The sequence below is a fragment of the Nitrospira sp. genome (assembly GCA_024760545.1).
Lineage (GTDB): Bacteria > Nitrospirota > Nitrospiria > Nitrospirales > Nitrospiraceae > Nitrospira_D.
In genome coordinates, this window is the sequence record CP060501.1 from 2,205,590 (window position 1) to 2,230,140 (window position 24,551).

The 24,551-nt window shown below is 57.9% G+C and carries 14 protein-coding genes; 5 read left to right on the forward strand and 9 right to left on the reverse strand.

Features of this window, described 5'->3' with window-relative positions; all coding sequences use genetic code 11:
* Positions 1-272: 272 nt before the first annotated feature.
* The 3 genes from H8K03_10455 to H8K03_10465 form a co-directional block, all read right to left on the reverse strand.
* Positions 273-4,061 carry a PAS domain S-box protein gene (locus tag H8K03_10455; GenBank protein UVT22276.1) on the reverse strand — a complete coding sequence of 1,263 codons (3,789 nt, stop codon included), beginning with the start codon at positions 4,059-4,061 and terminating at the stop codon, positions 273-275.
* Positions 4,062-4,342: 281 nt separating this feature from the next.
* On the reverse strand, positions 4,343-6,025 hold the full coding sequence (gene ettA / locus H8K03_10460) for an energy-dependent translational throttle protein EttA (protein ID UVT22277.1): 1,683 nt from the start codon (positions 6,023-6,025) through the stop codon (positions 4,343-4,345).
* A gap of 77 nt (positions 6,026-6,102) precedes the next feature.
* Positions 6,103-6,909, reverse strand: coding sequence for a pyridoxamine 5'-phosphate oxidase family protein (locus tag H8K03_10465; GenBank protein ID UVT22278.1), 807 nt, complete (start codon positions 6,907-6,909; stop codon positions 6,103-6,105).
* A 574-nt stretch (positions 6,910-7,483) separates the two neighbouring features.
* Between H8K03_10465 and H8K03_10470 the strand changes: the two genes are divergently transcribed.
* Positions 7,484-8,701: an FAD-dependent oxidoreductase gene (locus tag H8K03_10470; GenBank protein UVT22445.1), complete on the forward strand. Its 1,218-nt coding sequence runs from the start codon at positions 7,484-7,486 to the stop codon at positions 8,699-8,701.
* 193 nt (positions 8,702-8,894) lie between these two features.
* On the opposite strand, the gene H8K03_10475 is transcribed toward H8K03_10470, so the two are convergent.
* The 6 genes from H8K03_10475 to H8K03_10500 form a co-directional block, all read right to left on the reverse strand.
* The gene (locus H8K03_10475) at positions 8,895-9,062 is read right to left on the reverse strand and encodes a hypothetical protein (protein UVT22279.1); all 168 of its coding nucleotides are present in this window, start codon (positions 9,060-9,062) and stop codon (positions 8,895-8,897) included.
* Positions 9,062-9,814, reverse strand: a complete 753-nt coding sequence (locus H8K03_10480; protein ID UVT22280.1) for an alpha/beta fold hydrolase — start codon at positions 9,812-9,814, stop codon at positions 9,062-9,064. Before H8K03_10480 ends, H8K03_10475 begins: the two co-directional genes overlap by 1 nt.
* Complete coding sequence (locus H8K03_10485; GenBank protein ID UVT22281.1) at positions 9,811-10,527, reverse strand: hypothetical protein; 717 nt, start codon at positions 10,525-10,527, stop codon at positions 9,811-9,813. The genes H8K03_10480 and H8K03_10485 overlap by 4 nt, the downstream gene beginning before the upstream one ends.
* Before the next feature lie 9 nt (positions 10,528-10,536).
* Positions 10,537-13,764 (reverse strand): hypothetical protein, encoded by a 3,228-nt coding sequence (locus H8K03_10490; GenBank protein UVT22282.1) that lies wholly within the window; start codon positions 13,762-13,764, stop codon positions 10,537-10,539.
* A 137-nt stretch (positions 13,765-13,901) separates the two neighbouring features.
* Positions 13,902-15,377: a YdiU family protein gene (locus H8K03_10495; protein UVT22283.1), complete on the reverse strand. Its 1,476-nt coding sequence runs from the start codon at positions 15,375-15,377 to the stop codon at positions 13,902-13,904.
* A 13-nt stretch (positions 15,378-15,390) separates the two neighbouring features.
* Positions 15,391-15,735: a DUF2294 domain-containing protein gene (locus tag H8K03_10500; protein UVT22284.1), complete on the reverse strand. Its 345-nt coding sequence runs from the start codon at positions 15,733-15,735 to the stop codon at positions 15,391-15,393.
* Positions 15,736-16,114: 379 nt separating this feature from the next.
* Between H8K03_10500 and H8K03_10505 the strand changes: the two genes are divergently transcribed.
* The 4 genes from H8K03_10505 (at position 16,115) to H8K03_10520 (ending at position 24,492) form a co-directional block, all read left to right on the forward strand.
* Positions 16,115-17,815 (forward strand): NADH-quinone oxidoreductase subunit L, encoded by a 1,701-nt coding sequence (locus H8K03_10505; protein UVT22446.1) that lies wholly within the window; start codon positions 16,115-16,117, stop codon positions 17,813-17,815.
* A 451-nt stretch (positions 17,816-18,266) separates the two neighbouring features.
* Positions 18,267-19,967 (forward strand): NADH-quinone oxidoreductase subunit L, encoded by a 1,701-nt coding sequence (locus H8K03_10510; GenBank protein ID UVT22447.1) that lies wholly within the window; start codon positions 18,267-18,269, stop codon positions 19,965-19,967.
* The gene (locus H8K03_10515) at positions 19,964-21,271 is read left to right on the forward strand and encodes a hypothetical protein (GenBank protein UVT22285.1); all 1,308 of its coding nucleotides are present in this window, start codon (positions 19,964-19,966) and stop codon (positions 21,269-21,271) included. The genes H8K03_10510 and H8K03_10515 overlap by 4 nt, the downstream gene beginning before the upstream one ends.
* Positions 21,259-24,492: a DUF2309 domain-containing protein gene (locus H8K03_10520; GenBank protein ID UVT22286.1), complete on the forward strand. Its 3,234-nt coding sequence runs from the start codon at positions 21,259-21,261 to the stop codon at positions 24,490-24,492. The genes H8K03_10515 and H8K03_10520 overlap by 13 nt, the downstream gene beginning before the upstream one ends.
* Positions 24,493-24,551: the final 59 nt, after the last annotated feature.

The window sequence follows — 24,551 nt, forward strand, 5'->3', positions numbered from 1 at the left end:
GTTCGCAGAGAGTCTCTCACGTGATCCCTTTCGATGAACCGCCCCTTGTCTATCAACAGAGATGCACCATGGAGGTGCACAAGACTCAAGAGAGGGAGGATTCTACGATTTCACACGGCCGGTTTGGAAGATACTGCGAATGAAGCAGATTGAGGGGAAGATGGAGTTCACGTCGTGATGACCATGGCTGCCTCTATGGACTCGTGGACCGGCTGCAATTGCAGAAATGTACACGATGCTACTCGATGTCACTTCATATCTGCAGTCTCTTCCTATGCGGCTTTCGTGGAGGCCGTGTCGTGAGGCAGCCAGCGATTCAGGATCGCAGCCAGAGATTTGGTGACGACAGGCTTACTGAGGAAGTCGTCCATCCCTGCCTCCAGACACCGCTCTCGGTCTTCCGCCATCGCGTTGGCTGTCATGGCAATGATAGGGATGCGAGGTGTCTTGCCGCCCCCTGATTGGACACACGCTTCCTGATCTCTGATGACCCTTGTCGCTTCAAAACCATCCATTTCCGGCATCTGGCAGTCCATAAACACCAAGGCATAGGGAATCCGTGCCAGCGATTCGACGGCTTCTCGCCCATTTGCGGCAACGGTGACCCGATAACCGAGTTTCTCAATCATATTCGCCGCCACTTTTTGATTGACCGGGTTGTCCTCGACCACCAGGATAAGCGGCCGGGACCGCATCTGCGTTTCCATCAGACTATGCCGGGTGATAATCGGAGACTGAGCGGTGGAACCGGCAGACTCGGACGAACTCCCCAGAACCAAGTTGAGACACTCAAACAGCAGTGACCGGCGAATCGGCTTCGTCAAATACGCGACGATCCCGGCGTCTTGAGCGGCTTGGGCGTCACCACGCCGGCCAACCGAGGTCAGAAGAACGAGGCGCGTAGCGCTGATCGCCTGTTCGGCCTTGATCCGCCTGGCTAATTCCAATCCGTCCATTCCCGGCATCTGCATATCCAAAATGGCCAGATCGAATGGGGTATGCCGATCGGCTGCGTTGCGCAGGCACTGCAAGGCTTGCAACCCGCTCTCAGCGCTTTCATATCTCACGCCTTTTCCACGGAAACTCTGCTCAAGAACCCGCCGATTCGTGGCGTGATCGTCCACAATCAAGACTGCACGACCGTTGAGCGCGGCCGGAGGAGGCGCGGCTTGCTGAGCTCCCTCTGCTTGGAGGAGAAAGGGCACAGTGATCCAGAAGACGCTCCCAAGTCCGACCTTGCTATCCACGCCGATTCGCCCTCCCATCGACTCCACGAGCTGCTTGCAGATGGCAAGACCCAAGCCGGTGCCCCCGTATTTCCTTGTGGTGGAGCCGTCGGCCTGAGTGAATGGCTGAAAGAGTTTCGCCTGTTGCTTTGAGGAGATTCCGACTCCGGTGTCCGATACTTCGAATCGAATCGTTCGGCCGGTGCCATCGGCACTTGCGGCAGTCACCCCTTCGGGCTCACGCTCGGCGCTCACGGTGACGACGACTTCGCCCTGATCCGTAAATTTTATGGCATTGCCGATCAGATTCACCAAGATTTGGCGCAGGCGGCCGGGGTCCCCTCGCAGCGTCGTGGGCACGCCGGACTGTACGAGACAGCTCAGCTCAAGGCCTTTGTCATAGGCGCGCTCCCCCAGCAGGCCGACGGCTTCCTCCATCGTCGCATGCAGGTCGAAGTTGAGTTCTTCCAGATCAAGCTTACCGGCTTCGATTTTGGAGAAGTCGAGGATGTCATTGATGATGTCCAACAGATGTTCGCTGGAAAGTCTGACCGTCTCGGCATACTCGCGTTGCTCCGACGTCAGTGCCGTATCCAGCAGCAGCTCGGTCATTCCGATGACGCCGTTCATCGGCGTCCGAATTTCATGACTCATCGTGGCCAGAAACTCCGCCTTGATCTTCGCGGCTTCGAGCGCTTTATCGCGGGCTTCCGCTAGTTCTCTGTTTTTCCGTTCAAGAATTTGCGCGGCTTGTGTCAGCGCGCCATCCGATACCTTCCGTTCCGTGATATCGATCATCGTGCCCATCATGCGAAGGGGGCGCCCCTGCTCATCCCACTGCACCACCTTTCCGCGCATGGCAAACCATTTCCATTCACCTGAGCGGTGGCGGATGCGATGCTCGACGATATAGCTGGCGGTTCTGCCCTCGAGGTGACCGTCCAGTGCCTGCTCGACCCAAGGCCGATCGTCCTCATGAACGCGGCTCTTCCAATCGAAGACGTTGTTCATGGGAATGTCCTGGTCTTCAAAGCCCAGGAGACGAATCCAACTGGGACTGTAGTAGGCCTGGAGGGTCGTGAGGTTCCAGTCCCACAAGCCGTCCGTAGCGACATCGAGCGTGCAACGGAGGCGCGCCTCGCTGGTTTGGAGCGCTTCTCCCGCACGCTTGATGTCGGTGATGTCACGAACGAAGGCACAGTGAAACTCCTGCCCTTCATAGGCGAGGAAACTGACGCGAAGATCGATCGGGACGAGTCGCCCATCCTTGGCCCGATGGATGGTCTCGAAGGACATGGTCTTGTTTCGCCGCGTCTCCTCCCAGAAGCCCGGCCACATGGACGCCGGAAAGTCCGGATTGAGGTCATGCACCGTCATGCCGAGGAGTTCGTCTCTGGAGTAGCCCACCATGAGGCTGGCAGCCTCGTTGGCGTAGAGGATCTTGGCGTGACTATCAATCCAGTAAACCGCATCCACCGCTTGATCCATAGCGAAAAGGGTTTGACGTAACCGTTCCTCGGCCCGCTTGCGCTCAGTGATGACCTCGGTAGACATGATGATGCCGCCGATCTCACCGATCTCATCGTGCCACGGGCGCACTTCCCATCGAAGCCAGTCCTTGCTTCCATCCTTTCTCACAAAACAGTCCTCTTCTCGTCGCTCTACAGCGCCGGCCAGACAGCGCTGATGAACGGCCTGCCAATCAGGATACTGCCGAATTTCAGGGAACACGTCGTAATGATGCCGGCCAATGAAATCCTGGTCGCCGAGATGGTAATCCTGTACCCAACGCCTGCTGACAGCAACATACCGGAGCTGCTTGTCGAACATCGCGACGGCGGCAGGCGTGTGTTCCACAAAGGACTTGAGGAGATCACGGCTGCGCGTAAGCCGTTCCTCGGCTTGCTTGCGCTCGGTGATGTCATCGGCAATACCGGCAATCCGATAGACCCGTCCCGCCGCGTCAGGGATCGGAAACGCTCGATCCCTGATCCATCGCACAGACCCATCGGGCCGCACGATGCGGTATTCTTCGTCATAGGTACCGGATCTCTGTCTGGTCAACGCCGCCTGAAGCACTCGGTCGCGGTCGTCCGAATGGATCGTTTCCAGCCACGATCGCGGGAACGCGTACAGACTCTCACAGGTGCGGCCCCAAATGTTTTCATAGGCGGGGCTGATATAGAGGATGCGGTTCTTTTCGGGGTCGGAGAGCCAGAACACCTCCGTGATATGTTCCGCAATCTGTCGGAAGCGCTCCTCTCTCAGACGCTGAGCCTCATCATGCCTCCAATAGGCAATAAGGCCGGCGCACTCGACGAAGATGAAGCCGCAGTACATCAAGGCCCAAATCCAAGCATGCTCGATGGCTGCGGGATGATTGTAGATGGAGGCAGGGGCCAGCTGGCTGACCCCACCATGGTAGAGCATCACGAGTCCCGCATTGATCAAGAGGGGTGGCCACTCCTGGTATCGCGCAATAAGCACGAGCATGGCGAACGCATCCAGATGCATCTCGAAGTAGCCGCCGGAGAAGTGCACAAGCAACGCCGATGACATGAATGCACTGAGCGACGCGAGTACCGAGCGGTGGCTGCGGGACAATGGAGCGATCGATGCCAGGAGCGTGGCGACCCCTACCAAGCCTCCCGCCAAGCTACTGAGCATGAGGCCGTGGCCCATCCAGAGTCCGAACCCCAGGAGGGCGACGGCGTGACCCCATAGGATGATCAGGAGGGTCCGGTGCCGTTGTTGCCAGACTTCCCGAGACAGAAGCCGTCCTTCAGGCAAATTTTGCCGAGCGCGTTCGAGCAAGGTGCCCACACTGGTCGTCACGACGAGAACCTTTTGCGCAATATAAACAATCGCTTCCGAGACAAAGCGAGACGTTCCCTCTCAGAGTCTTCTCGGACGACGCTGACTATTCTTGATAGGGCTAGAGGGCTCTGTCCGGGTAAGAGCGAATGGCAGGAGGATACTGAATCGCCGTCAGACAGGGCGTGGTTTGGAGAGCCATACGGCAATTTGGGGAATGGCGAAGGGGCGGGCCTGCCCACCGAGGGTCCGTCGCGGCAGCGAATCCTCGGCCACCGCCGAAGCTCCATGAATAGTGCAGGCTAATTGCGCGTCAGCTTCCGGTATCGGATTCGATGCGGCTGATCGGCTTCCTTGCCCAAGCGTTTTTTGCGATCGGCTTCGTATTCACTGTAGTTCCCTTCGAACCAGACGACCTTGCTGTCACCTTCAAAGGCCAGAATGTGAGTCGCGATTCGGTCGAGGAACCAACGGTCGTGGCTGCTGATCACGGCACAGCCTGCAAAATTTTCCAGCCCTTCTTCAAGAGCCCGCAGGGTATTCACGTCGAGATCGTTGGTCGGCTCGTCGAGGATGATCAGGTTCGCCCCTTCTTTCAGCATGCGGGCCAGATGCACCCGATTGCGCTCACCGCCTGAGAGATCCTTCACCTTTTTCTGCTGATCCGTCCCGGCAAAGTTGAAGCGGGCGCAGTAGCCGCGGGCATTGACTTCGGCCTTGCCCAGCTTGATGGTATCCTGGCCGTCCGAAATGATTTCGTACACGCTCTTGTTGCCGTCCAGACTGCGGTCCTGGTCCACGTAGCCGAGTTTGACCGTCTCGCCGACCTTGATCGACCCGGCATCCGGCTTCTCCTTGCCGATGATCATCTTGAACATGGTCGTCTTGCCGGCGCCGTTCGGACCGATCACACCGACAATGCCGCCCTTCGGCAGACTGAAGTTCACACTCTCATAGAGCACATTGTCACCGAAGGCTTTGCTGATGCCGTTCGCTTCGACCACCACATCGCCTAGCCGTGGCCCCGGTGGAATGTAGATTTCCAGATCGTCCGACACCTGATCCTGTTTTTGGTTGACCAATTCTTCGTAGCGATTCAAGCGCGCCTTGCCCTTGGACTGCCGAGCCTTCGGCGACATCCTGATCCACTCCAACTCATGCTCCAGCGTCTTCTTCCTCTTCGACTCCGCTTTTTCCTCTTTTTCCAGTCGGTCCTTCTTCTGCTCCAACCAAGACGTGTAATTGCCTTGGAATGGAATCCCATGACCTCGGTCCAACTCGAGAATCCATCCGGCCACATTGTCGAGAAAGTACCGATCGTGAGTCACGGCGATGACTGTGCCTTTATATTGTTGCAGATGCTGCTCAAGCCATTGGACCGACTCGGCATCCAGATGGTTCGTCGGCTCATCGAGCAACAGAATATCCGGCTCCTGGATCATCAGGCGGCAGAGCGCAACCCGACGCTTCTCACCACCCGACAGGGTCCCTACCTTCTGATCAGCCGGTGGACAGCGCAGCGCATCCATGGCGATGTCCAGCTGGTTTTCGAGTTCCCATCCGTTGGCCGCTTCGATCTTCTCTTGCAGTTGCGCCTGCTTATCGAGCAGTTTTTCCATTTCATCAGGCCCAACCTCGCCGATCTTGTTGCTGACCGCCTCGTACTCGTGGAGCAACGCCACCAAGTCGGCCTTCCCTTCCTCGACCACTTCCTTGACCGTTTTGTTCGCATCGAGCTGGGGTTCCTGTTCAAGCAGACCCACACTGTAACCCTTTGATCGTGTGATCTCGCCCGTGTAGTTCGGATCCACTCCCGCGATGATCTTGAGCAACGAGCTCTTGCCCGACCCGTTCAAGCCCAGTACCCCGATCTTCGCGCCGTAGTAAAAGCCCAGGTAGATCTCCCGCAGCACCTGCCGCTTCGGCGGATAGACCTTGCCGACATTGACGAGTGAAAAAATAACCTGTTTATCGTTTGTTGCCATACATTCCCCTATCTAGCTAGTAACTTACACCTGCGCTGAACTGCACATTCTCCTCAAGAAATGAGTGCAAGAGCCGCCTACAGCGAATGCAGGATTGAGAGTCCTGCGTTCACCTGAACAACTAGGCCGGCCAAGCCGGCTCTGACTTCTGACTCATTACGAACTGGGCGCGCAAATGCCACACGCCCGCCCTGCATCCGGTCAGGAGTGGTAAATCGAAGATGAAATCCGAACCGATCCAGTGCCGTCACCGTAGCCTGCTGCACCTCCACATGGCCCAACGCACGTGCCAGCAGTAATAACGTCTCCGCCTGCTCGGCATTGAGCTCGCGAATCAGATTCGAGGCTTCATCCGCAAGCGGGTCCACAGCCGCCGCTACATAGTCTGCCGGTGCCACCCAGCCCATCGACCCAAACCCTCCAACAAAGTAAATCTCCGCGATGGCCATGCGGAAGAAACCGAAATCTTGGTAGTCCACCCAGTAGGAGGCGTTGGCATGACGTTCCAAGTAGCATGCGCGAACCTCGGCGTTCTCCTCTTTCGGCACCTTGGTCACGGATCCCATCAACGTGACCCTGGCCGCCCCAAGGGGATCGATCCTGCTCTCAGGCGGAGTCACCAGTAAGCTGGCACGTGGATCGCCCAGGAGGTTCTGTGTGTGCATCGCCATCGTGCTGATCAGAAAGACCGGTTGCCCCTGTGCATCCAATCCGTAGGGCATCACCGATCCGAAGGGCCAACCTGGCTGCTTGCGCGAGAGTGTCGAGAGACTTCCTGTCTGCTGCAAGTACACAAGCGTCTTGGCCCGCTCAGCATGGGATGGTTCAGGAACATCAGGACCGTCTGAGTCCGCCCCGCTGTTATGTTGTCGTGATGAAGACATAAGATGATCGTGTGTCGGCACCCAATGAATTGCGTGACACATTACCCGGATCTGGTGAACATTTCCACTGAGAGCGAGGTCAGCGTGGAGAATTCCGTAAAGTACCGACCACACATAAACCAATAAAATGACGCTTATATGAAATGTCCCTCCTTTGTCTGTTACCCACTTCTGGACCCGATTGATCTCAAGCTTGAACAACACATTCGGCTATCCTCCGTGACCCTGCTGCCTTGAGTAGTAACCCACTTTACGGTATCGTACCGCCCCAATTCCCAACTGAGGACCTCCTCGGATGCCTACCGTCTTCCTGAGCTATTCAAGAGAAGCATTCCCATCAAGAATGGGAAAAGACGATGGTAGGTCTGGATATGGCGAAGAATGCACTCGCGAATTTGAAGTGACTCCTTCAGAAAACATTGTCCACGATTGAAAAAATTGAGAAGCTGTGGTTGGCACAGACGTTAGTTGATCTCCATTCTCCGCAGGCTCGTCGCGTGATGACTCTGCAATTTCCAATTTTCAGCTTATAATCCCTCGCTACACGTACCTTCCACTTACGATCGGGGACGTGATGCTGGAAACCCTGTCGGTTCAGTGCTGTATTGCCGGCGGAGGGCCGGCCGGGATGATGCTGGGCCTTCTGCTGGCAAGGGCTGGTGTCTCGGTGCTGGTCCTCGAGAAGCACCCGGATTTTCTCCGTGATTTTCGCGGCGACACGTTGCATCCCTCGACGTTGGAAATCATCCATGAACTGGGGCTGCTGGACCGCTTCCTTCGATTGCCCCACCAGAAGGTGACGCGGATCAATGCGCGGTTCGGAGACCTGGAGTTCACGGTCGCGGATTTTTCTCATCTGCCGACCCAATGCCGCTATGTCGCCTTCATGCCGCAGTGGGACTTTCTCAACTTTCTCGTGGAGATGGGAAAGGGATATCCGGGATTTCGCGTCCGAATGAACGCGGAGGTGACGGACGTGATCGAGAGTGGAGGCTCGGTCGTAGGGCTTCGCGCTGAAACGGCAACAGGGCCGCTGGACGTTCATGCCGCACTCGTCGTGGGGGCCGATGGCCGGCACTCGATTGTCCGCGAGAGAGCGAAGCTTTCGGTGGAAGAATTCGGCGTGCCCATGGATGTGCTCTGGTTCCGACTCTCACGCAGTCCCGAAGACCCGGTCGATCCGATGGGCCGCTTCGACGCCGGTCGAATCTTCATCATGTTGAACCGGGGTGACTACTGGCAGTGCGGCTTTGTCATTGCGAAGGGATCACTCGGAGAGATTCGCGCACAAGGCCTCTCGCTGTTCCGCGAGAGTGTGGCGAAGCTGGCCCCGTTTGCCGCAGACCGTGTCCACGAGCTACGAGACTGGGAACCGATCAAACTGCTGACCGTCCAAGTCGATCGGTTGCGGCAGTGGCACAAGCCTGGACTGCTCTGTATCGGAGACGCGGCCCACGCCATGTCGCCGGTCGGTGGCGTCGGAATCAATCTGGCGATCCAGGACGCGGTGGCGTCGGCGAATCTGTTGGCGCAACCGTTGCGCGACGGGCGAGTGACCGAAGCGGACTTGGCCAAGGTGCAGGCCCGCCGTATGTGGCCCACCCAGCTGACTCAACAGGCCCAACTTGCTATCCAGAATCGTGTCATCAGCCGTGTTTTGGATAGCAAGGTTCCGCTGTCGCCTCCTTCGGCCGTCCGGCTCCTTGCGCGGTTCCCCGTTCTACGGCGTATCCCCGCCAGATTGATTGGTCTTGGAGTCCGGCCTGAGCATGTACGGACACCGGTCGGCTGAAACAGCCGTCAACTTTTATGCGCCATTCACGATAAAACGAGAATATCGGTAATAGCGCATATTTATGGATCATGATCCAAAGACGATATGTTCGATGCTTGGGGGGATATCAGGGATTCAGCCTTAATGCCGAGGTGTCACGCATAGGAAGGTCTAGAGGATTTGGCGCTTAGACTGGGCGATCAAGTGTGAATTAAATCCCCAACTCTTCCGACAGCCGTACTTCGGATTCGTCAAGGATCTCTTCCAGGCAGGAGAAGCAGGGGAAGGGAAAGCGATCGACCGGAATCGCACAGACTTCGCCAACCGGTGATTCGTCCAACGCCGGACCGCCGCATTCTTTGTGAATTAATACCAGCATCAGGTTTGCCTCATGACCATCCGGCGAAACAGCTCAAGATGTTCCGGACTACTGAGCCGATGGTCGCCCGAAATCAGCCGGAGGTCGAGCGGAAAGCTCGGATCGCGACGACGCAGTTCATCGGCAAATCGACGGGTACCTTCCGGCGGGATGACGGTGTCTTCCAGGCCGTGGAGAATCGTCGTCTTCACCTGACGGACCATGTCAAACGTCTTCGCCCACAACCGTTCGCTTTCTTCCACCCACTTCCAAGAGAGCGGCCAATCCTTATGCAACGGGTCATCATCCCACGGCATCCATCCGGCAGTATACCAGTGATCGAGCCGTTCCTTGGAGATGGTCTTGGTTCGTTCCCCCATCATATTGAACGCCGGAGCGATCAAGATCAGTTCTTCCACGAAGAGGAATTCTTGCGCAACCAGCCAAGCGATCCAACTGCCGAGCGAGTTTCCAACCAGGGTGACAGGTGGTCCGGATTTGACGGATTCCAGGATGGTCTTCCCATCGGCAATCCAATCACAGAGCGTGTAGTCCGTGAACTGACCTTCTGAATCGCCGAACCCGCGCACATCGTAACAACAGAACCCCCAGCCTCGCTCCTCGCACCATTGCGCCAACGCCTTACTCTTGTTGCCCCAGCGCTTCGAGAGAAAGCCGGTGATGAACAGGATTTGCCGGTCTGTCCCATCGGCACGATCGCCCTTGAGACGCTTGCCGTCGGTGCCGATCAGCTCGAACGGCTGCATGTTCATGCCTTGAGCGCCTTCATGATGAATCCGCTCAATCGTCTGAGCACCGGTTCGGGAATCTCGTGCCCGCCCCGAAAGCTGTGCCACTCCACGGCAAGGCCCGATTGACTCAGCGCGTCTCGAAGACGTTCCGCCCCGATATGCGCGAGAATGTCATCCAACGTCCCATGACTTTGAAAGGCCGGCAGGCCCTTCCGTTTGGGCATGAGTGGGCTCCAGACTGACTGAGCCAGAAGGTTGCCGGACAACTGCACCAGGCCGGCAAACGGATAATCGGTATGCAAGACCGCATCGCAGGTGAGCATCGCGCCTTGTGAAAACCCGCCCACGACCGTCCTCTTGTAGTCGATCGGCAGCTGCCGCGGCAGTTCCTTGAGAAAGGCCAGCAGGCGGTCCCGTGCCAGAGCCAGACCCTGGGGAGTCTCCACGGACAGGTCACGAATCCGACCGGCGGCACGATCTTCCTGTATTTTCGCGAAGTCGACGATCCACCAGGCGCGCGAATCACCGAAGCCCATATTGAGCGAGAGAGGGGCTTCGGGAAACAGCCATCTGGTTTCTGCCGGAACATTGATGGCGTCCGCGAGCGGCACGAGGTCATCCCCCGGTGCGCCGAAGCCATGGAGGAGCATGACAACCGGCCCGTTCCCGCCTCCGTGACCGTCCGATCCACCAAGGAGTCGGACCTTCAATCCACCCAGTAAGACTTCACGCATTCGAGTCCCCTAGCTCAGATAGAGATACTGCAGCAGTGCCACGAGCCCATACAGTGATGATTCGACCACCGGCTGCTGATAGAGCGGCACAAAGGCGCCTTGTTCGTTGTCCTCCACTTCACCGATGATATGCTGGATCTGCCTGACCCGCACGTCGTGATCCTTGCCTATTCCCAAGGTCTGGACGATTTGCCGGTTGAGTCCGGCCAGCATCGCCGCCTTCGCCTGACTGGCGGATTGATACAGGAGAAACGCGCCGAGCAGGGCGATCAGCACATTGACCGACCAAGAGATCAAGAGCAGGAGTGGATAATTCCAGATGTCGAAATACTCGTTCCGGGCGGCGATCATGATCAAGAGCGCGATAAAGGGATACCGGATCAGTCGGTTGACCACCTGCGTCCGCTGGGCGATGAGATCCACGACTGCCAGGTACTTCAACTTTTCGAACTCGGCCTTCTGCGCTTCACCCAATCCATAATCGCGCAGGTATTCTTCTTGAACCTGCTCTGACCAGCCTCCCGTCGAACCAATCACCCATCCGATCCATCGCCGGCAGAGCATCACGGCGTCGAAGACCGCCAGATTCAGCAACACGACGATGCCGACGCTGGCGAGCGTCATGAACGAATCCACTCTACAGCTCAGGAGCCCGCGACAGGGATGGATATATTCTTCATCGAGCACGAAATACCCGATGGCCCACATCGCCCCCAAATACAGGAGGAACAACAGCATCGTGCGGACCATCCATTGGCCCAGCTGACTTGCTTCGCGATACCGAACCCAGGCCTGGTCCACTTTCATCGAGGCCATGGTGGCGATGGGATGGTAGGCTCGCTGGAGATTCGTCCAGAATGTTCTGGACGAAAACCGAGGACGTTCCGATAGGTCTTCGAATCGGAATTTCTCCCCGATCCGTTCTCCGTTTTTCTTGAGATCGCGGACCCCCTTCACAAACAGCAGCATCGCCAGCATCACCACGATCAGCCGGAGTAATTCGCTCGGCCAGATGCTGACCCCGGCGGTCCACGAAAAGGGCTCTCCTTCATCATGGTTGGCGAGCAACGCGGTTGCGCCACCGGCCAAGACGAACACCATGAATAACGTCACGAGTACCACTGCTGCGATGCTCAGTGTGCGCGGATACCTCGTGATCCCCGACCAAAGCCGCTGATTGCTCCAGGCCACGACAATGACAAGGGCAAAGCCCACCGCTGTCGCCGCGGCCACCGCAGTATTATTGAACCCGACCCCTTGGCTCAGCGCACCGTACCCCTTCGTGTAGGCCAGATCGGTCCGCAAGGGATGCACGGTGCGCACCTCTGCCTTCTTGACGATGCTCAGGTCGACCGCGCCGTTTCTCCCCACCTCGAACAACCGTAGATGCGCTCCGGCATCGTACAGGCGATCCTCCGGCGTCAGTAAGGCGTGGTACGCCGTCGTACAGGGACCGCTTGCAGCATCAGCCTGGTTGTCCCGACGGCACACCACATGACCGACCGCTTGCAAGGCGGCGAAGTAGGCGGAGGACTGATAGCTGCTTCGGAACGGCGGGACATCGCGCTGGAGACCGCCGTCCAACTGCAACCCGAAAGGAGAGGCGATGACCATGTTGCGTGTCCATTTATATTCACTCGGGTGGAGATGCCGGGCATCGAGACCGATCGTAAAGAAAATGGCGTGAGGAAATGCCGGACGGAGCGCTTTGATGATGAGCAACGAGTCATAGGGATCTGTCCCGAAGATCCCGATGGCTCGTGCACCCTCTCCTTCTTCGTGAATACGGTTGACCAAGGCCCGCACGTAGTCCACTTGACTCGTGCCTTCAGGGCGATCCTGCTGGTTATCTTTCGAGCTGTCGGCACGAGCGGTTTTCCCTTTGTCTTCACCCGGCACCTCGCCGTCCAGTCCGCTCAGGTAGCTATATCGTTGCACATTGAGACGCAGCGACTCGTACTCAGCCTGCCGCTGGATCTGCAGGTCGACCGCATGGGGAATATCGGAACATCCCTGTTTGATCGCCACTGGAACCTCGATCAGCTCCAGGTCGCGCTCGGAAAAGGTCGCGATCTTTTTGCAGGCCGCGGCCCGAAATTCGATCGGGAGCGTCCTCCCATAGAACGAGTCCCATTCACCGATCAAAATTACGGCGTCCCACCCAAGACGCACCTGCCGCCGCTCCAGCTCCTCGACCAATGATTCGAAGAGCTGATCGTCAGACCCGATATCGTAGGCCAACCTGATATTCGCGTTCGACAAACGGTGGTAGAATTCCTGCTCGCAGGATTCGTATGTCGCGCAGGCCGTACCTTTCCCAATCCCTGTTTTGAGCCCATAGGCCAACAACCCTTTCATCGCGCTGCTCCAGGGCGAGTACAGCTCGATCCATCCATCGGCGTTCGGCCAGACACCGATACCCTCGTGCGGCTCGGCATACGACTCCCCCGCCTCAGCCAGCAACGCTCTAAATGCAGAAGAGCTGCGAGGCCCCAGGATCTTGAAGGTCACAGCCGGTTGCAGCCGTGGATCCAACTGAACGAGTTTGCGTTTATCGTCCGTCAGGAGACATTCGCTTTTCTTCTCTGCTTCCCGGCACACGAGGGCTTGGGAGAATGACGTCAAGCTCGCGAAAAACCCCCGGCTGAGCGCTTCGTCCGGAAACCAGACGACCAGCACACTCCGCGATCTCGGAGTTTCTTCGTCACAGACCCTCGTCTTCCTGAGTCGATACCATTCGTACGGGAGCGCTGGGATAGGGCTTTGCGGGTCCCACTCGACAAAAGATAGTTGACCTTCCTGTTCCGGTACATAGCAGGACACCCCTAACGCGGTGCCGACTGCGTAGCGGTCTCGGATACGCGACTCGGTGCTTTCGACGTACGGCCCTCCGCTGGTCGTCACGAGGAGGACGGTGAGGGACTGGCCCTCCTTGAGAACGCGTTCGGCAATCGTTTGTCGAAGTGCTCGGAGTCGTTGTGTAAGAGGCGGAGAAGGGGTTGTGGTCGCGCGGTTCGTTTTGATCTCGCGCATGCCGCGTTGAACGGCCGCGACCGGATCTTCCCACAATCGCGCACGAATGGTTTGCTCCTCGATCGTCGCCTTCATGTCCAGTCCGGTGCCGACCGGCCGAGAGCTTCGCAATGGTTCCTTCACGAGCAAGACGCCGGCGAGCGCCAGCACGAGCGTGAGGGCTCCTGCTATCGCAATTTTGGAGTCGCTTGGCTTCTTCGCCATGTCCTTCGAACCATGTGGGAAAAAGGAAGCTTCGATTCGAGTTGGAGCGTTGACACTCTACAACAGACGCTTCGGAGAGGGAAGCGAGCCCGGATGAGGGACGTTCGGAACGCACACGACGAAGGGCGATGCTCACCCTATGATGAGCAACTGACCGAGAGATGCTTGCCCCAGTTGGGCGGAGGAAGGGCATAGGCTTCCATGCCCTGTTGATCGTTGAAGGGATCTTGCAACAGAGTGAAGAGGCGATCGATTTCGGAGAAGTCCTTGTGTCGGGCCTTCTCAATGGCCGTCTGCGCGAGATAGTTGCGCAGCACGTATGTGGGATTCACACGGTTCATCCGGTCGCGTCGCTCATCGTCATGGCTGCGTTCATTCCGCAGTCGATCCCGATAGCGCTTCGCCCACTCATCGAAACGGTCACGGTTGAGGAAGTGTTCACGCAGCGTTTCGTTGGGCGCGCCGTCAGCCGTGGAGAAGGCGCTCAGTTCCCTCAACACGATCGTATAATCCGCATGGCTGCCCTGGAGAAGGCCCAGGAAGTCGCGAATGAGTTCGTCGTCTTCCGCTCGCTCGTCCATCAATCCGAATTTCACCCGCATGAGTTTCATATACTCCCGCTCAAACAGCGGTTGATAGATCTCAAGGCCCGCCTTCAGCGCCTCCTTTTCCGCCAACGGTAACAGCGCTTGAGCCAAGCAGCTCAGATTCCAAAGCCCGATGTAGGGCTGCTGGTTGAAGGCATAGCGGCCGTTGTGGTCCGAATGGTTGCAGATGAAACCGGCGTCATAGTCGTCCATGAAGCCGTAGGGTCCATAGTCCAGCGTAAGCCCGAGAATCGACATGTTGTCCGTGTTCATCACCCCATGCGCCCATCCCACGGCCTGCCATTGGGCGATCAGCCTCGCCGTGCGCTCGACCACTTCGGCAAAGAAGCGCGCGTATTTGTCGACGGTCTCACCAAGATGGGCAAAATGTTGCTCGATCACATAGTCGGCGAGGGCTTTTAGGTGCTCATGCTGTTTCCGGTAATAGAAGACCTCGAACGTGCCGAACCGGACATGGGAAGGCGCCATGCGGACCAGCATCGCGCCGGTCTCGACCTGCTCGCGATAGACCTTGTCGTCGCTGCCCACGAGGCAGAGCGCTTGTGTGGTCGGGATCCCGAGACCCCGCATCGCGGCGCAACAGAGGTATTCGCGGATCGTCGAGCGCAGAACCGCTCGGCCGTCTCCGTCACGCGAAAACGGCGTCATCCCCGCACCCTTGAGATGCAAGTCCCACCGCTCTCCTTTCCCGTTCTTCACCTCGCCGAGCAGAATCGCGCGGCCGTCACCGAGTTGCGGAACGTAGACACCGAACTGATGGCCTGAGTACAGCATCGCGAGCGGCTCCATTCCGGGCGCCAATGCGCTGCCTCCGAAGAGCGTCGCGAACTCTGTCCGAGTGAATTGCTCGGGATCAAGATCGATCAGTTCAGCTGCGACCGGGTCTGCATGAATCAGATAGGGCTGGGCGCTGAACGGAGTCGGATTCAATCGCGCGTAAAAGGCCGGGGGAAGACGGACATAGCTATTGTCGAAGGAAAGCGTTTCCAGTGTGCGCCGAGTCATGGAAGACTATAGCTTATCGGCTACCGTTCTGGATATCACGATCCATCGTAAAGACGAAGACTCGCTCTCCGAGCTGTACGTCGATATCGGTGAACAGACCCAGGATTTTGGTCCCGGTGATCTCACTGACTTGTTCGCACAGCCTGTCACGGCCCTGGGCAATCAGATTTTGCCGCAGCCGTTTCACCATCTCGATCCCTTCCGCAGTTTTCGCGAGTTGGCGTTCGGCCGGCGTCAGGACGCCTTTCAGGCGTACGACAACGAGATCGCGGGCGACAAGCGCACGGACTTCATCAGGGCCTCGGCCCAGAAACTCCTGTTCGAATTTGATGACGGCATTGCGTATCGCGCTTTCCATACGTTCTTCCTTTACGATTATAGAATTGCGTGAGGAAGCGAACAAGTGCCGTCTAGGTCTTTTGTCTCCACCACGGGACCACTCCTGGGTCTTTCGGTTCCGGACACCTATGGATGGAAGTCCTGGTCCACCATTTCGGGCTTGACGCTATCCTTTGCGCCATATTATTCATGGAGTCGTATTTACTAAAGCGCAATGTTGCCAATCCCACGATTGAGAGTGGGCTGGCAAGAAAGCCTGATACTTTCATTACGGGCCGTAGGGTGACCGGCAATTCACTGGGAGAGGCCGGTCGCAGTACAAGCCAACCGAACATGGCTCGATCACGCATCGAGCGGGCGGTTGGCTTTTGTGTTTTCAGAATCCGTTTGGGGTCATGATGTCCGCTGTATTGCTTGTGCCGCTGCTTCCATTGATCGCCGCGCTTATCGTGGGCGTCGGGAGTGAAGCCACGCGTCACGCTCGTGCAAGAATCGCTGCCTGGCCGTTCGGCGGGGCCTTCTGCGGGGCCATCGCCACGCTGTACGTGGTGGCCACCGAAGGCCCGATTGCGCTTCGACTGTACGATCCGGTCGCCTCCACGGTGCTGGCTGTTCCGATCGGCATCTACGTCGACCGGTTGAGCGCAGTCATGATGGTATTGATCTCCGGCATCGGCACGATCATCTATACCTACTCCGTCGGGTACATGTACCAAGATTTGCACGAGCGCCGGTACCTCGCCTTGATCGGGGTCACCGTGTTTGTCCTCCTCTGCATGGTGTCGAGCGCGAATCTATTGATGCTGTTCATGCTATGGCAGTTGCTGAGTTACCTCCTGTATCTGCTGGTCCACAATCATAGCCATCAAGAAACGTTGAAGAGCGCGTTTCGCACGTTCACGCTCTTGCGGGTCGGTGATGTCGCCTTCTTGGGCGGAACGGTGCTGGCTTACTCGCTGTACGGTACGCTGGAATTTCCTGATCTGTTTGCCGTCGCCGTGCAATCGACGGCGACCGTGTCTCTGTTCCCCGGTGTCGAATTCAACGGCGCGACCGCGGTCACCTTCCTGCTCCTTGTCGGCGGGATGAGTAAGTCAGCCCAGTTTCCACTCCACGGCTGGCTTCCCCGGTATCTCTATGCCCCGACGTCGGTCACTGCGCTCCTGCACGCGGGCATCATCAATGCCGCGGGCTTTCTCATCAACCGCCTGGCTCCGCTCTTCGGGATGAGCTCGACCACTCTGCACATCGCCCTCGTGATCGGGACACTGACGGCCATCCTCGGCGCGACGATGATGTTGGTGCAAAACGACATTAAGAACATGCTCGGCTTTTCGACGATCGGCCAGATGGGCTACATGATCATGGAATGCGGTCTCGGGGCCTTTTCGCTCGCAGTCTTTCACTTGATCGCCCACGGTCTGTTCAAAGCGACGGTGTTCTTGTACAGCGGGAATGTCATTCACAAGGCGAGACAGGAACCGATCCTCCCCCATCCAAAACGCGAGACCGAAGAAGAAAGTTACTCGCCCCTGACCTGGATGACAGGATTTCTCACGACCCTGCTGATTCCCTTACTCATCTTGCTGGCGACTCACGGCGTACTACAGATCCCGCTGTTGGAATCTCAGGGGACCGTCATTTTTCTCTTTTTCATTTGGATCACGTCTTCGCAAGCGATCCTGACGCTGACGCGGTTGCGTGCCGTTGCCTCCTGGAAAGTCTCTGCGGCGATGTTAGTGACTTTGTTGTTCATCGTGTTCGTCTATCTGTTTGCCGTCGAATCGTTCACGGCATTCCTCTACCCGAACCCGGAAGAAGTCGCCTCATACTTTAAGGCCGCCGATCTCCCGGACTGGCTCTTTGATCTCCTCCTCGTGGTATCGACGCTGGTCACGATTGGAGGCTGGATCTATCTTTACATGCGAGCCCACGGACGGACCGTGTGGATACCATCATGGATTAGTGGCGTCCGGATCCGCCTCTATGTGCTGTTTCTCAATCGACTCTATGTCGACGCGGTTTTACATCGAGTGGGGCACACCCTGACATCTGCCATTCAACGCTTGGATAAGCGCGCCCAGGAACGCTCGCTTTGACCGGCACTGGCAGGACCGTACCGAGTGAGACTGCCGAATTGTGAACGACAGAGACGCCTCGTGCACGACGGCGCATGAGGAGGGTCTGGCGGGGGCGGTCAGTCTTTGCTTGACGAAAATAGAGAACCCGTATTAATGGTTACCCTCCTCCCGTTGTAGATGGTGTGCCGATTGCCCGATTGAGAGAGGACAAACGCTTTTCAGGAGAGCCTGCAGGCTGTTCAAAAAAGCCTGCCTTTTTCACCTGCCCAAACCCCAGCGCGCCAAGATGCGCTCTTCCGCGGGGCGGCCGCAGGAAGCGAGGCAGCGAAGCGTAACCAATTTTCACCCGGCCCACCCATCGCCTGTCGGTACAGGCGTGTACCCAAGGGCCGTACGTTGAGTCTCTAAGCACCGCGAGAACGCTGTTAGCGGACTTTTTCAACAGTATGCTAGGGGGAATGACGTGCTCCTGTCGCTGACACTCATCGTTCCATTTCTCCTCCTAGCCGCCGCCGGCATCGTGATGATCGGCGGTAAGACGCCGCGTTTCACCCGTGCAAAGGCGGCCGCCTATCCCGTCGGCCTGGCGTTCCTAGGCTCCATAGGCATCCTGACGATGATCTCATCGCAGGGTCCCGTCACCGTTCGGTTCTATGATCCGGCCTCCGTCACGGCCTTCATTATTCCCATCGGTTTCTATGTCGACCGGCTGAGCGCGGTCATGATGACGTTGATCACGGGCGTGAGCACCATCATTTACTGCTACTCGACGAGCTACATGTACCAGGATGGTCATGCGCGCCGATATCTCGCCTTGATTTGCCTGACCGACTTCGTCTTGATCTGCATGGTCTCGAGCGGGAACCTCATGATGCTGTTTCTCTTTTGGCAAATCCTCAGCTACCTGCTCTACCTGCTCGCGCACAACCATATCCACCCTGCGACGTTGGCGGGCGCATTCAAGACGTTTACGCTGCTGCGTGTTGCCGATACGGCCTTTCTTGCCGGTATTGCTCTCGCGTATCAACTCTACGGCACCCTCGAATTCCAAGAGTTGTTTGCCAGAGCAGCTGGCACTCCCATCACCCTTTCGATTCTGCCTGGGATGGATGTCAGCGCCACAACGGCTGTGACGTTCCTCCTTTTTATCGGGGCGATGGGCAAATCCGCTCAGTTTCCTCTGCATCTGTGGCTGCCGGGATCGCTGTTCGCTCCCACGCCGGTCCACGCATTGCTGCACGCGGGTATTATCAACGCCGGAGGCTTTCTCATTAACCGCCTCGCGCCCCTCTTCGGAATGAGCTCAACCACCCTGCACGTCGCCTTCGTCATCGGGACCCTGACAGCCGCCCTCGGCGCGACGATGATGCTGGCCCAAAACGACATCAAGAAGACGTTGGGCTTCTCCACGATCGGCCAAATGGGCTATATGATTATGGAATGCGGCCTGGGGGCCTTCTCGCTGGCCGTGTTCCATCTGATCGCCCATGGTCTCTTCAAGGCCACGGTCTTCCTCAATTGTGGAAATGTCATCCATAAGGCGCGCCAGGAGCCGCATTTTCCCCATACAGACCACGCAGATGACGAGGCGGGATTCTCTCGCTTGACCTGGTCGACGGGGTTTGTGACGACACTCTTTATTCCGCTGCTTATCTTATTGGTCACGCATGGAGTCCTGCGCATTCCGTTGCTGGAATCACAGGGAACCGTTATTATCCTGTTTTTCATCTGGATCACCTCGTCGCAAGCGATCCTGACGCTCACGCGACTTCGTGCCGTGGCTTCATGGAAGGTGTCGGTCATCATGTTGCTGACGCTCCTCTTCATCGTGTTCGTCTATTTGTTTGCCGTCGAGTCGTTCACCGCATTTCTCTACCCCAACCCAGATGAAGTCGCGTCATATTTCAAGACCGCCGGTCTCCCGGACTGGCTCTTCGACCTCATGGTCGTGATGGCTGCGTTCATGACGGTCTTGGGCTGGACCTACCTCTACATGCGTGCCCACGGTCGGACGGTCTGGATGCCGGCTTGGATCGAAGGACTAAGGATCCGGCTCTATACGGTGTTCCTGAACCGGATCTATGCCGATGAGCTCTATCAGTTTGTCGGCTCGATGACCGCGCAACTGATACATCGGATCGACAAGCTGGAACGCGGGTGGTCTCGATGACGGACGTGTTCATCCCATGGCTGTGCGCCGGGATTCCATTCGCGGGTGCACTCGTCTGTCTGGCGTGTTGGTCCGATCCCTACCGCGTGAAGATGTGTGCGATCATCAGTTCTGTCATCAGCCTTGCGTCGATCACCGGAGTCGCCAATCTGCTTCCGACTCCGCCCGATGGTCTCTTGCCGCTCTATTTGCTGCCGATCGCAGCTATAGTGTCCGCATTAGGCCAGCCGGTTCACGAACACCATCGGCTCTCTTGGACCATGACCTTGGTCTTTCTCGGTTTAGGAATGGCCGTGCTCACCGGTGGGAATTCGGTCGGCCCGCTCTGCCTGATCTCGCTCATGCTGATCATCATGTTCCTTCTGTACCGTCATCACACCACGCTCTGGCCCATCTCCTGGTGGGGCATCGGCTCCTTCGGTGTCGGGGTAGCCGGCACGGCATTCTCTCTCGCGGCTGGACCGCCCATCTCATCGGTGGCATCCTTGGCGACTTGTGCCGTTCTGTTGCCGCTCATGCCTTTTCATGACGGGTACCTGACGGCGCTGACCAGGCTCCCGGGTAGCTTGCCGCCGTTCATTGTGTTACTGCTGCCCGTGCTCGGCCTTCATGGACTGGAGGCTGCCATGCCGACGATGCCGAATGAATTCGTTGCGGTCGTCAGCCTCCTGGCCCTGGCCAGCGCGCTGTACGGCGCGATCAAGGCGTTGGCCCAGTCGCGGGTGCGTCTCTTGGTGGGCTACGGCAGCGTCTCGTTCTTTTCGATCCTCTGGTGGTTTGTGGCCGGAGCCCACACCGCGACGCCACGCGCGGCCGTGCTGGCCGGAGCAGTCGGTCTCGCCACCGGCGGGCTCTTGGTGGCCTGGCAAGTGATCCGCACGAGATACGGCGACGATGTGGATCCGCAGTCCATCAGCGGCCTGGCCGCGGCGATGCCGAAATATGCGGTTCTGTTTTCTCTGTTGGGCCTGGCTGCGATGGGAATCCCGCCCTTCGGCGTGTTCGCTGGATTCATGGGATTACTGTTGACGGCCCCTCCCTCGTCAACGATCGGCCTCTTCATCGCGCTCACGGCCTGGCTTGCCGCCTCGTGGTACATCATGCAAATGGTGCAACAGTTGCTCTTTGGTACTCGCCGGCCGGATTTACGCTATGCCGATCTCCGGCAACCCGAATTTACTTCACTGTTGATCGTGGTGCTGGTCTTGCTGGCGCTTGGCCTGGCCCCGACCAACTGGTATGCCTCGAATCAGATTCCGAATAAGACCGCCGCCATGGAGCAGTCTCTCGTATGGAACCGCTAGAGCACGTGACTGACATTGAGTCCAGGCGGATGGAATTGCGCGGGGTCGTCCGTCTTGCTGGGGAAGTCATTGCGCAGTACTGGCCGATGAGGACCTTCGTCCACCACAATCCCTTGCACAGTATCGAATATCTGCCGTTCGAAGAAGCCGTCAAGCGCGGAAAGCAGTTCATGGGCGGTAACGGTTATCTTCCCAGCCATCTGTATCGTGAGTACCTCAAGGCCGGCCGAATCCGGTCCGCTCATCTCGATGACGCGCTCAAACCGCGCGTCATCGACAAGCATGTGCCCATCGGATCGCACGCCGTCACGCACGGCTCGGTCTTGCGCGCTTGTTTGGCTGAGGGACTGTGTGCTCCGGCCATGGAGCCGCTTGACGATCAACTTGAAGATCCCGACAGGCCGCTGATCGACGCACTGGCCCATAAGCTGGAGTGCGTGCTTCTTCCTTTTTCACTGGATGATCGAATCCGAAAAGTCGTGGATGAGAGCCACGCCGCGCTTTGCAAATGGCTCACCCTTTCGCACTGGTGCGATGACACACTTGGAACACAGATCGTCCAGCAGATCAACGAGCAGATGATCAAGTGGTGCGGCGCCTTCCTGGACGAGGGCCATGCCACATGGGTCATGCCGGGACGTGAAAAGGGTCTGTATGAAGCCTGGAAGGCCATGGCCTCCCATGAATGGTCTCCCTGCGGGATCAAAGACAGTTGCAGGAAGATCGCGCAGTTGCCGGACTATCCGGAAGACGCGCTCCTCGAGAGCCTGGGCGCATTGGGGATTCCTGATGAACTTCTACAAGATTATTTATCATTGCAATTGACGGCGCTGCCGGGCTGGGCCGGCTTCATCAAATGGCGAGGCGAGGAACGTGATTATCCGTGGCAGCAGGCCAATCCGGTGGGCCTCGTCAAATTTCTGGCAATTCGACTCTGGTATGCGCGGGAACTGGTGCAGGCGGCCTGTCAGGACTATCTTGGCATTCAGGGCCGATTCGACGCCATCTCTGCCTACATGCGCGACTATCCCGAAGAATATTACCTTCGACGGCAGCGGGTGGCCGGCCGGTTGCCCGCCCTCTATGCCGAGGAAGTTGACCGGCTCTCACATCGGAAAGGGCAAAGCTGGAACAATATCCTCACACGGTACCGCGCCGAAGTCATTCCCCGGCTGCAAGCGGCCTCTCGTCGCGGGGCCGCACGCCGGCTTCTCGCCTTGGCCCATTCATTGACCATTGATGCCACGGCACTCCTTGAAAGCACCCCAGCGGATCTCAAGGAAGTCGTCGACTGGTTGGAGGCATTCCCCGAATCGGACCATGGACCCGTATGGCTCAAGGCCCTGGAGGCCGGCTACCAGGAACAGCTGTTGGGACACTTGCGCGCGCGCACCGAGCATGCCGCTCCCTCTGAGATGGCGCGCCCGTACTCACAGTCGGTCTACTGCATCGACGTGCGTTCCGAACCGTTCCGCCGCCATCTCGAATCGGTCGGCCCACACGAAACGTATGGCTTCGCGGGTTTCTTTGCCGCCTTTATCCGCTATCGAGCCTGGGGAAAGGAGCATGATACGGAACAGTTCCCCGTGATCATGCGGGCGAAGAACGAGGTGCGGGAAATTCCGCGTAGCTATCTCGATCATAAGGTATCGCAGCATGCGGCACGGGCCAAGTGGGTACATGCGGGTCACACGCTCTTGCACGACCTGAAGGAGAATGTCGTGACACCCTATGTCATGGTGGAATCGCTGGGGTGGTTTTACGGCCTGCCGATTTTCGGCAAAACGTTGGTCCCGGCGCTCTATCAGCGCTGGACCGCCTGGTTACGACGCCTGTTCGTCCCCTCATTGGCCACCACACTGACGATAGACAAATTGGCGCCCGGTGAAACCGCCGAGATGCTCGAAGCGGAACAACACGCTGTGATCAGGGAGGCCTTGCACGAACACTTCGGACTGCGCAGTTCCCGTATCATGCCCACGCTCGTGGAAGGTTTACGGCAGCGTGCGCTGACAGTGGAAGGAGACCCGGAACCTCCGATCGGCGCCGAAGAAATCGAGCGGGCCGGTCTCACACCGGAGACGATCAACGCGTTTGTCGAAATCCTACGTCGGCAATACGATCTGACGACGAGATCCGCGTCACGACACAAGGAACGGCTCACCCGGACCGGGTTCACCTTGGAAGAACAGGTTCTGACTGTCGACACGGCACTCCGTATGATGGGGCTGACCAAGAATTTCGCCCGGCTCGTCCTCTTCTGCGCCCACGGGAGCACGTCGGACAACAATCCCTACGAATCCGCGCTCGATTGCGGGGCCTGCGGCGGCAATGAGGGCAAACCCAATGCCCGTGTCCTCGCGATGATGGCGAACAATCCCAGGGTCCGCGAGCGAATCGCCAAACTGGGAATCAACATCCCCTCCGACACGCATTTTCTCGCCGGCCAGATGGATACGACGACCGATGCCGTACAACTATTCGACCTTGAAGACGCCCCGCCGACCCATCGCGCGGATATAGCTCGACTCCAAGAAGACCTCAAAGATGCCTCCGTGCTCACTAGTCAAGAACGCTGTGCGCGCTTTCCCGATGTCCAACACGTGCTCAAGGAGACGGAGGCCGAAGCGCATGTCCGCAGGCGGAGCATGGACTGGAGTCAGGTCAGGCCGGAGTGGGGTCTGTCAAACAATACGTCGTTCCTGATCGGACGAAGGGAACTGACGAAAGGACTGGACCTGGGCGGTCGCGTCTTCCTGCACTCGTACGATTATCGAGAAGATCCGAGCAACCGATTGCTCGAAGTGTTGCTCACAGCCCCGCAGGTCGTGGCGCAGTGGATCAACATGGAACACTATTTTTCGGCGGTGGACAACGAGGTCTACGGAAGCGGCAGTAAGATCTACCACAACGTGGTGGGACGGTTGGGCATCATGTCGGGGCCATGGAGCGACCTTCGGCTTGGATTGGCCAGGCAAACCGTCATGAGCGGCGAAGGCGCCTATCACGAGCCGATGCGGCTGTTGACGATCATTGAGGCGCCGCGTGAACGGATCGACAAGCTTATCGCGCGGCACGAAGTGCTCCGGCACTTCTATCATAATGAGTGGGTGCACCTGATCGCTCTCGATCCTGAAAAGAAGATATGGTATCGGTATCGCCCCACCGGCGAGTGGAACGCGATCATGGAGCAGGTGTACAGTGGGACCTCTCATTCGTGAAGGGTCCTCGCCCCGCGGCTACAAGGGAGCGAGCGTGGACGACGATAGCTATCATCAGA

Excerpts from the sequence above, each read along its gene's own strand:
- H8K03_10500 (UVT22284.1), bottom strand. The coding sequence starts at position 15,735 with ATGGAAAGCGCGATACGCAATGCCGTCATCAAATTCGAACAGGAGTTT.
- H8K03_10475 (UVT22279.1), bottom strand. The coding sequence starts at position 9,062 with ATGCTGGTATTAATTCACAAAGAATGCGGCGGTCCGGCGTTGGACGAA.
- H8K03_10480 (UVT22280.1), bottom strand. The coding sequence starts at position 9,814 with ATGAACATGCAGCCGTTCGAGCTGATCGGCACCGACGGCAAGCGTCTC.
- H8K03_10505 (UVT22446.1), top strand. The coding sequence starts at position 16,115 with ATGTCCGCTGTATTGCTTGTGCCGCTGCTTCCATTGATCGCCGCGCTT.
- H8K03_10520 (UVT22286.1), top strand. The coding sequence starts at position 21,259 with ATGGAACCGCTAGAGCACGTGACTGACATTGAGTCCAGGCGGATGGAA.
- H8K03_10465 (UVT22278.1), bottom strand. The coding sequence starts at position 6,909 with ATGTCTTCATCACGACAACATAACAGCGGGGCGGACTCAGACGGTCCT.
- H8K03_10485 (UVT22281.1), bottom strand. The coding sequence starts at position 10,527 with ATGCGTGAAGTCTTACTGGGTGGATTGAAGGTCCGACTCCTTGGTGGA.
- ettA (UVT22277.1), bottom strand. The coding sequence starts at position 6,025 with ATGGCAACAAACGATAAACAGGTTATTTTTTCACTCGTCAATGTCGGC.
- H8K03_10495 (UVT22283.1), bottom strand. The coding sequence starts at position 15,377 with ATGACTCGGCGCACACTGGAAACGCTTTCCTTCGACAATAGCTATGTC.
- H8K03_10490 (UVT22282.1), bottom strand. The coding sequence starts at position 13,764 with ATGGCGAAGAAGCCAAGCGACTCCAAAATTGCGATAGCAGGAGCCCTC.
- H8K03_10470 (UVT22445.1), top strand. The coding sequence starts at position 7,484 with ATGCTGGAAACCCTGTCGGTTCAGTGCTGTATTGCCGGCGGAGGGCCG.
- H8K03_10515 (UVT22285.1), top strand. The coding sequence starts at position 19,964 with ATGACGGACGTGTTCATCCCATGGCTGTGCGCCGGGATTCCATTCGCG.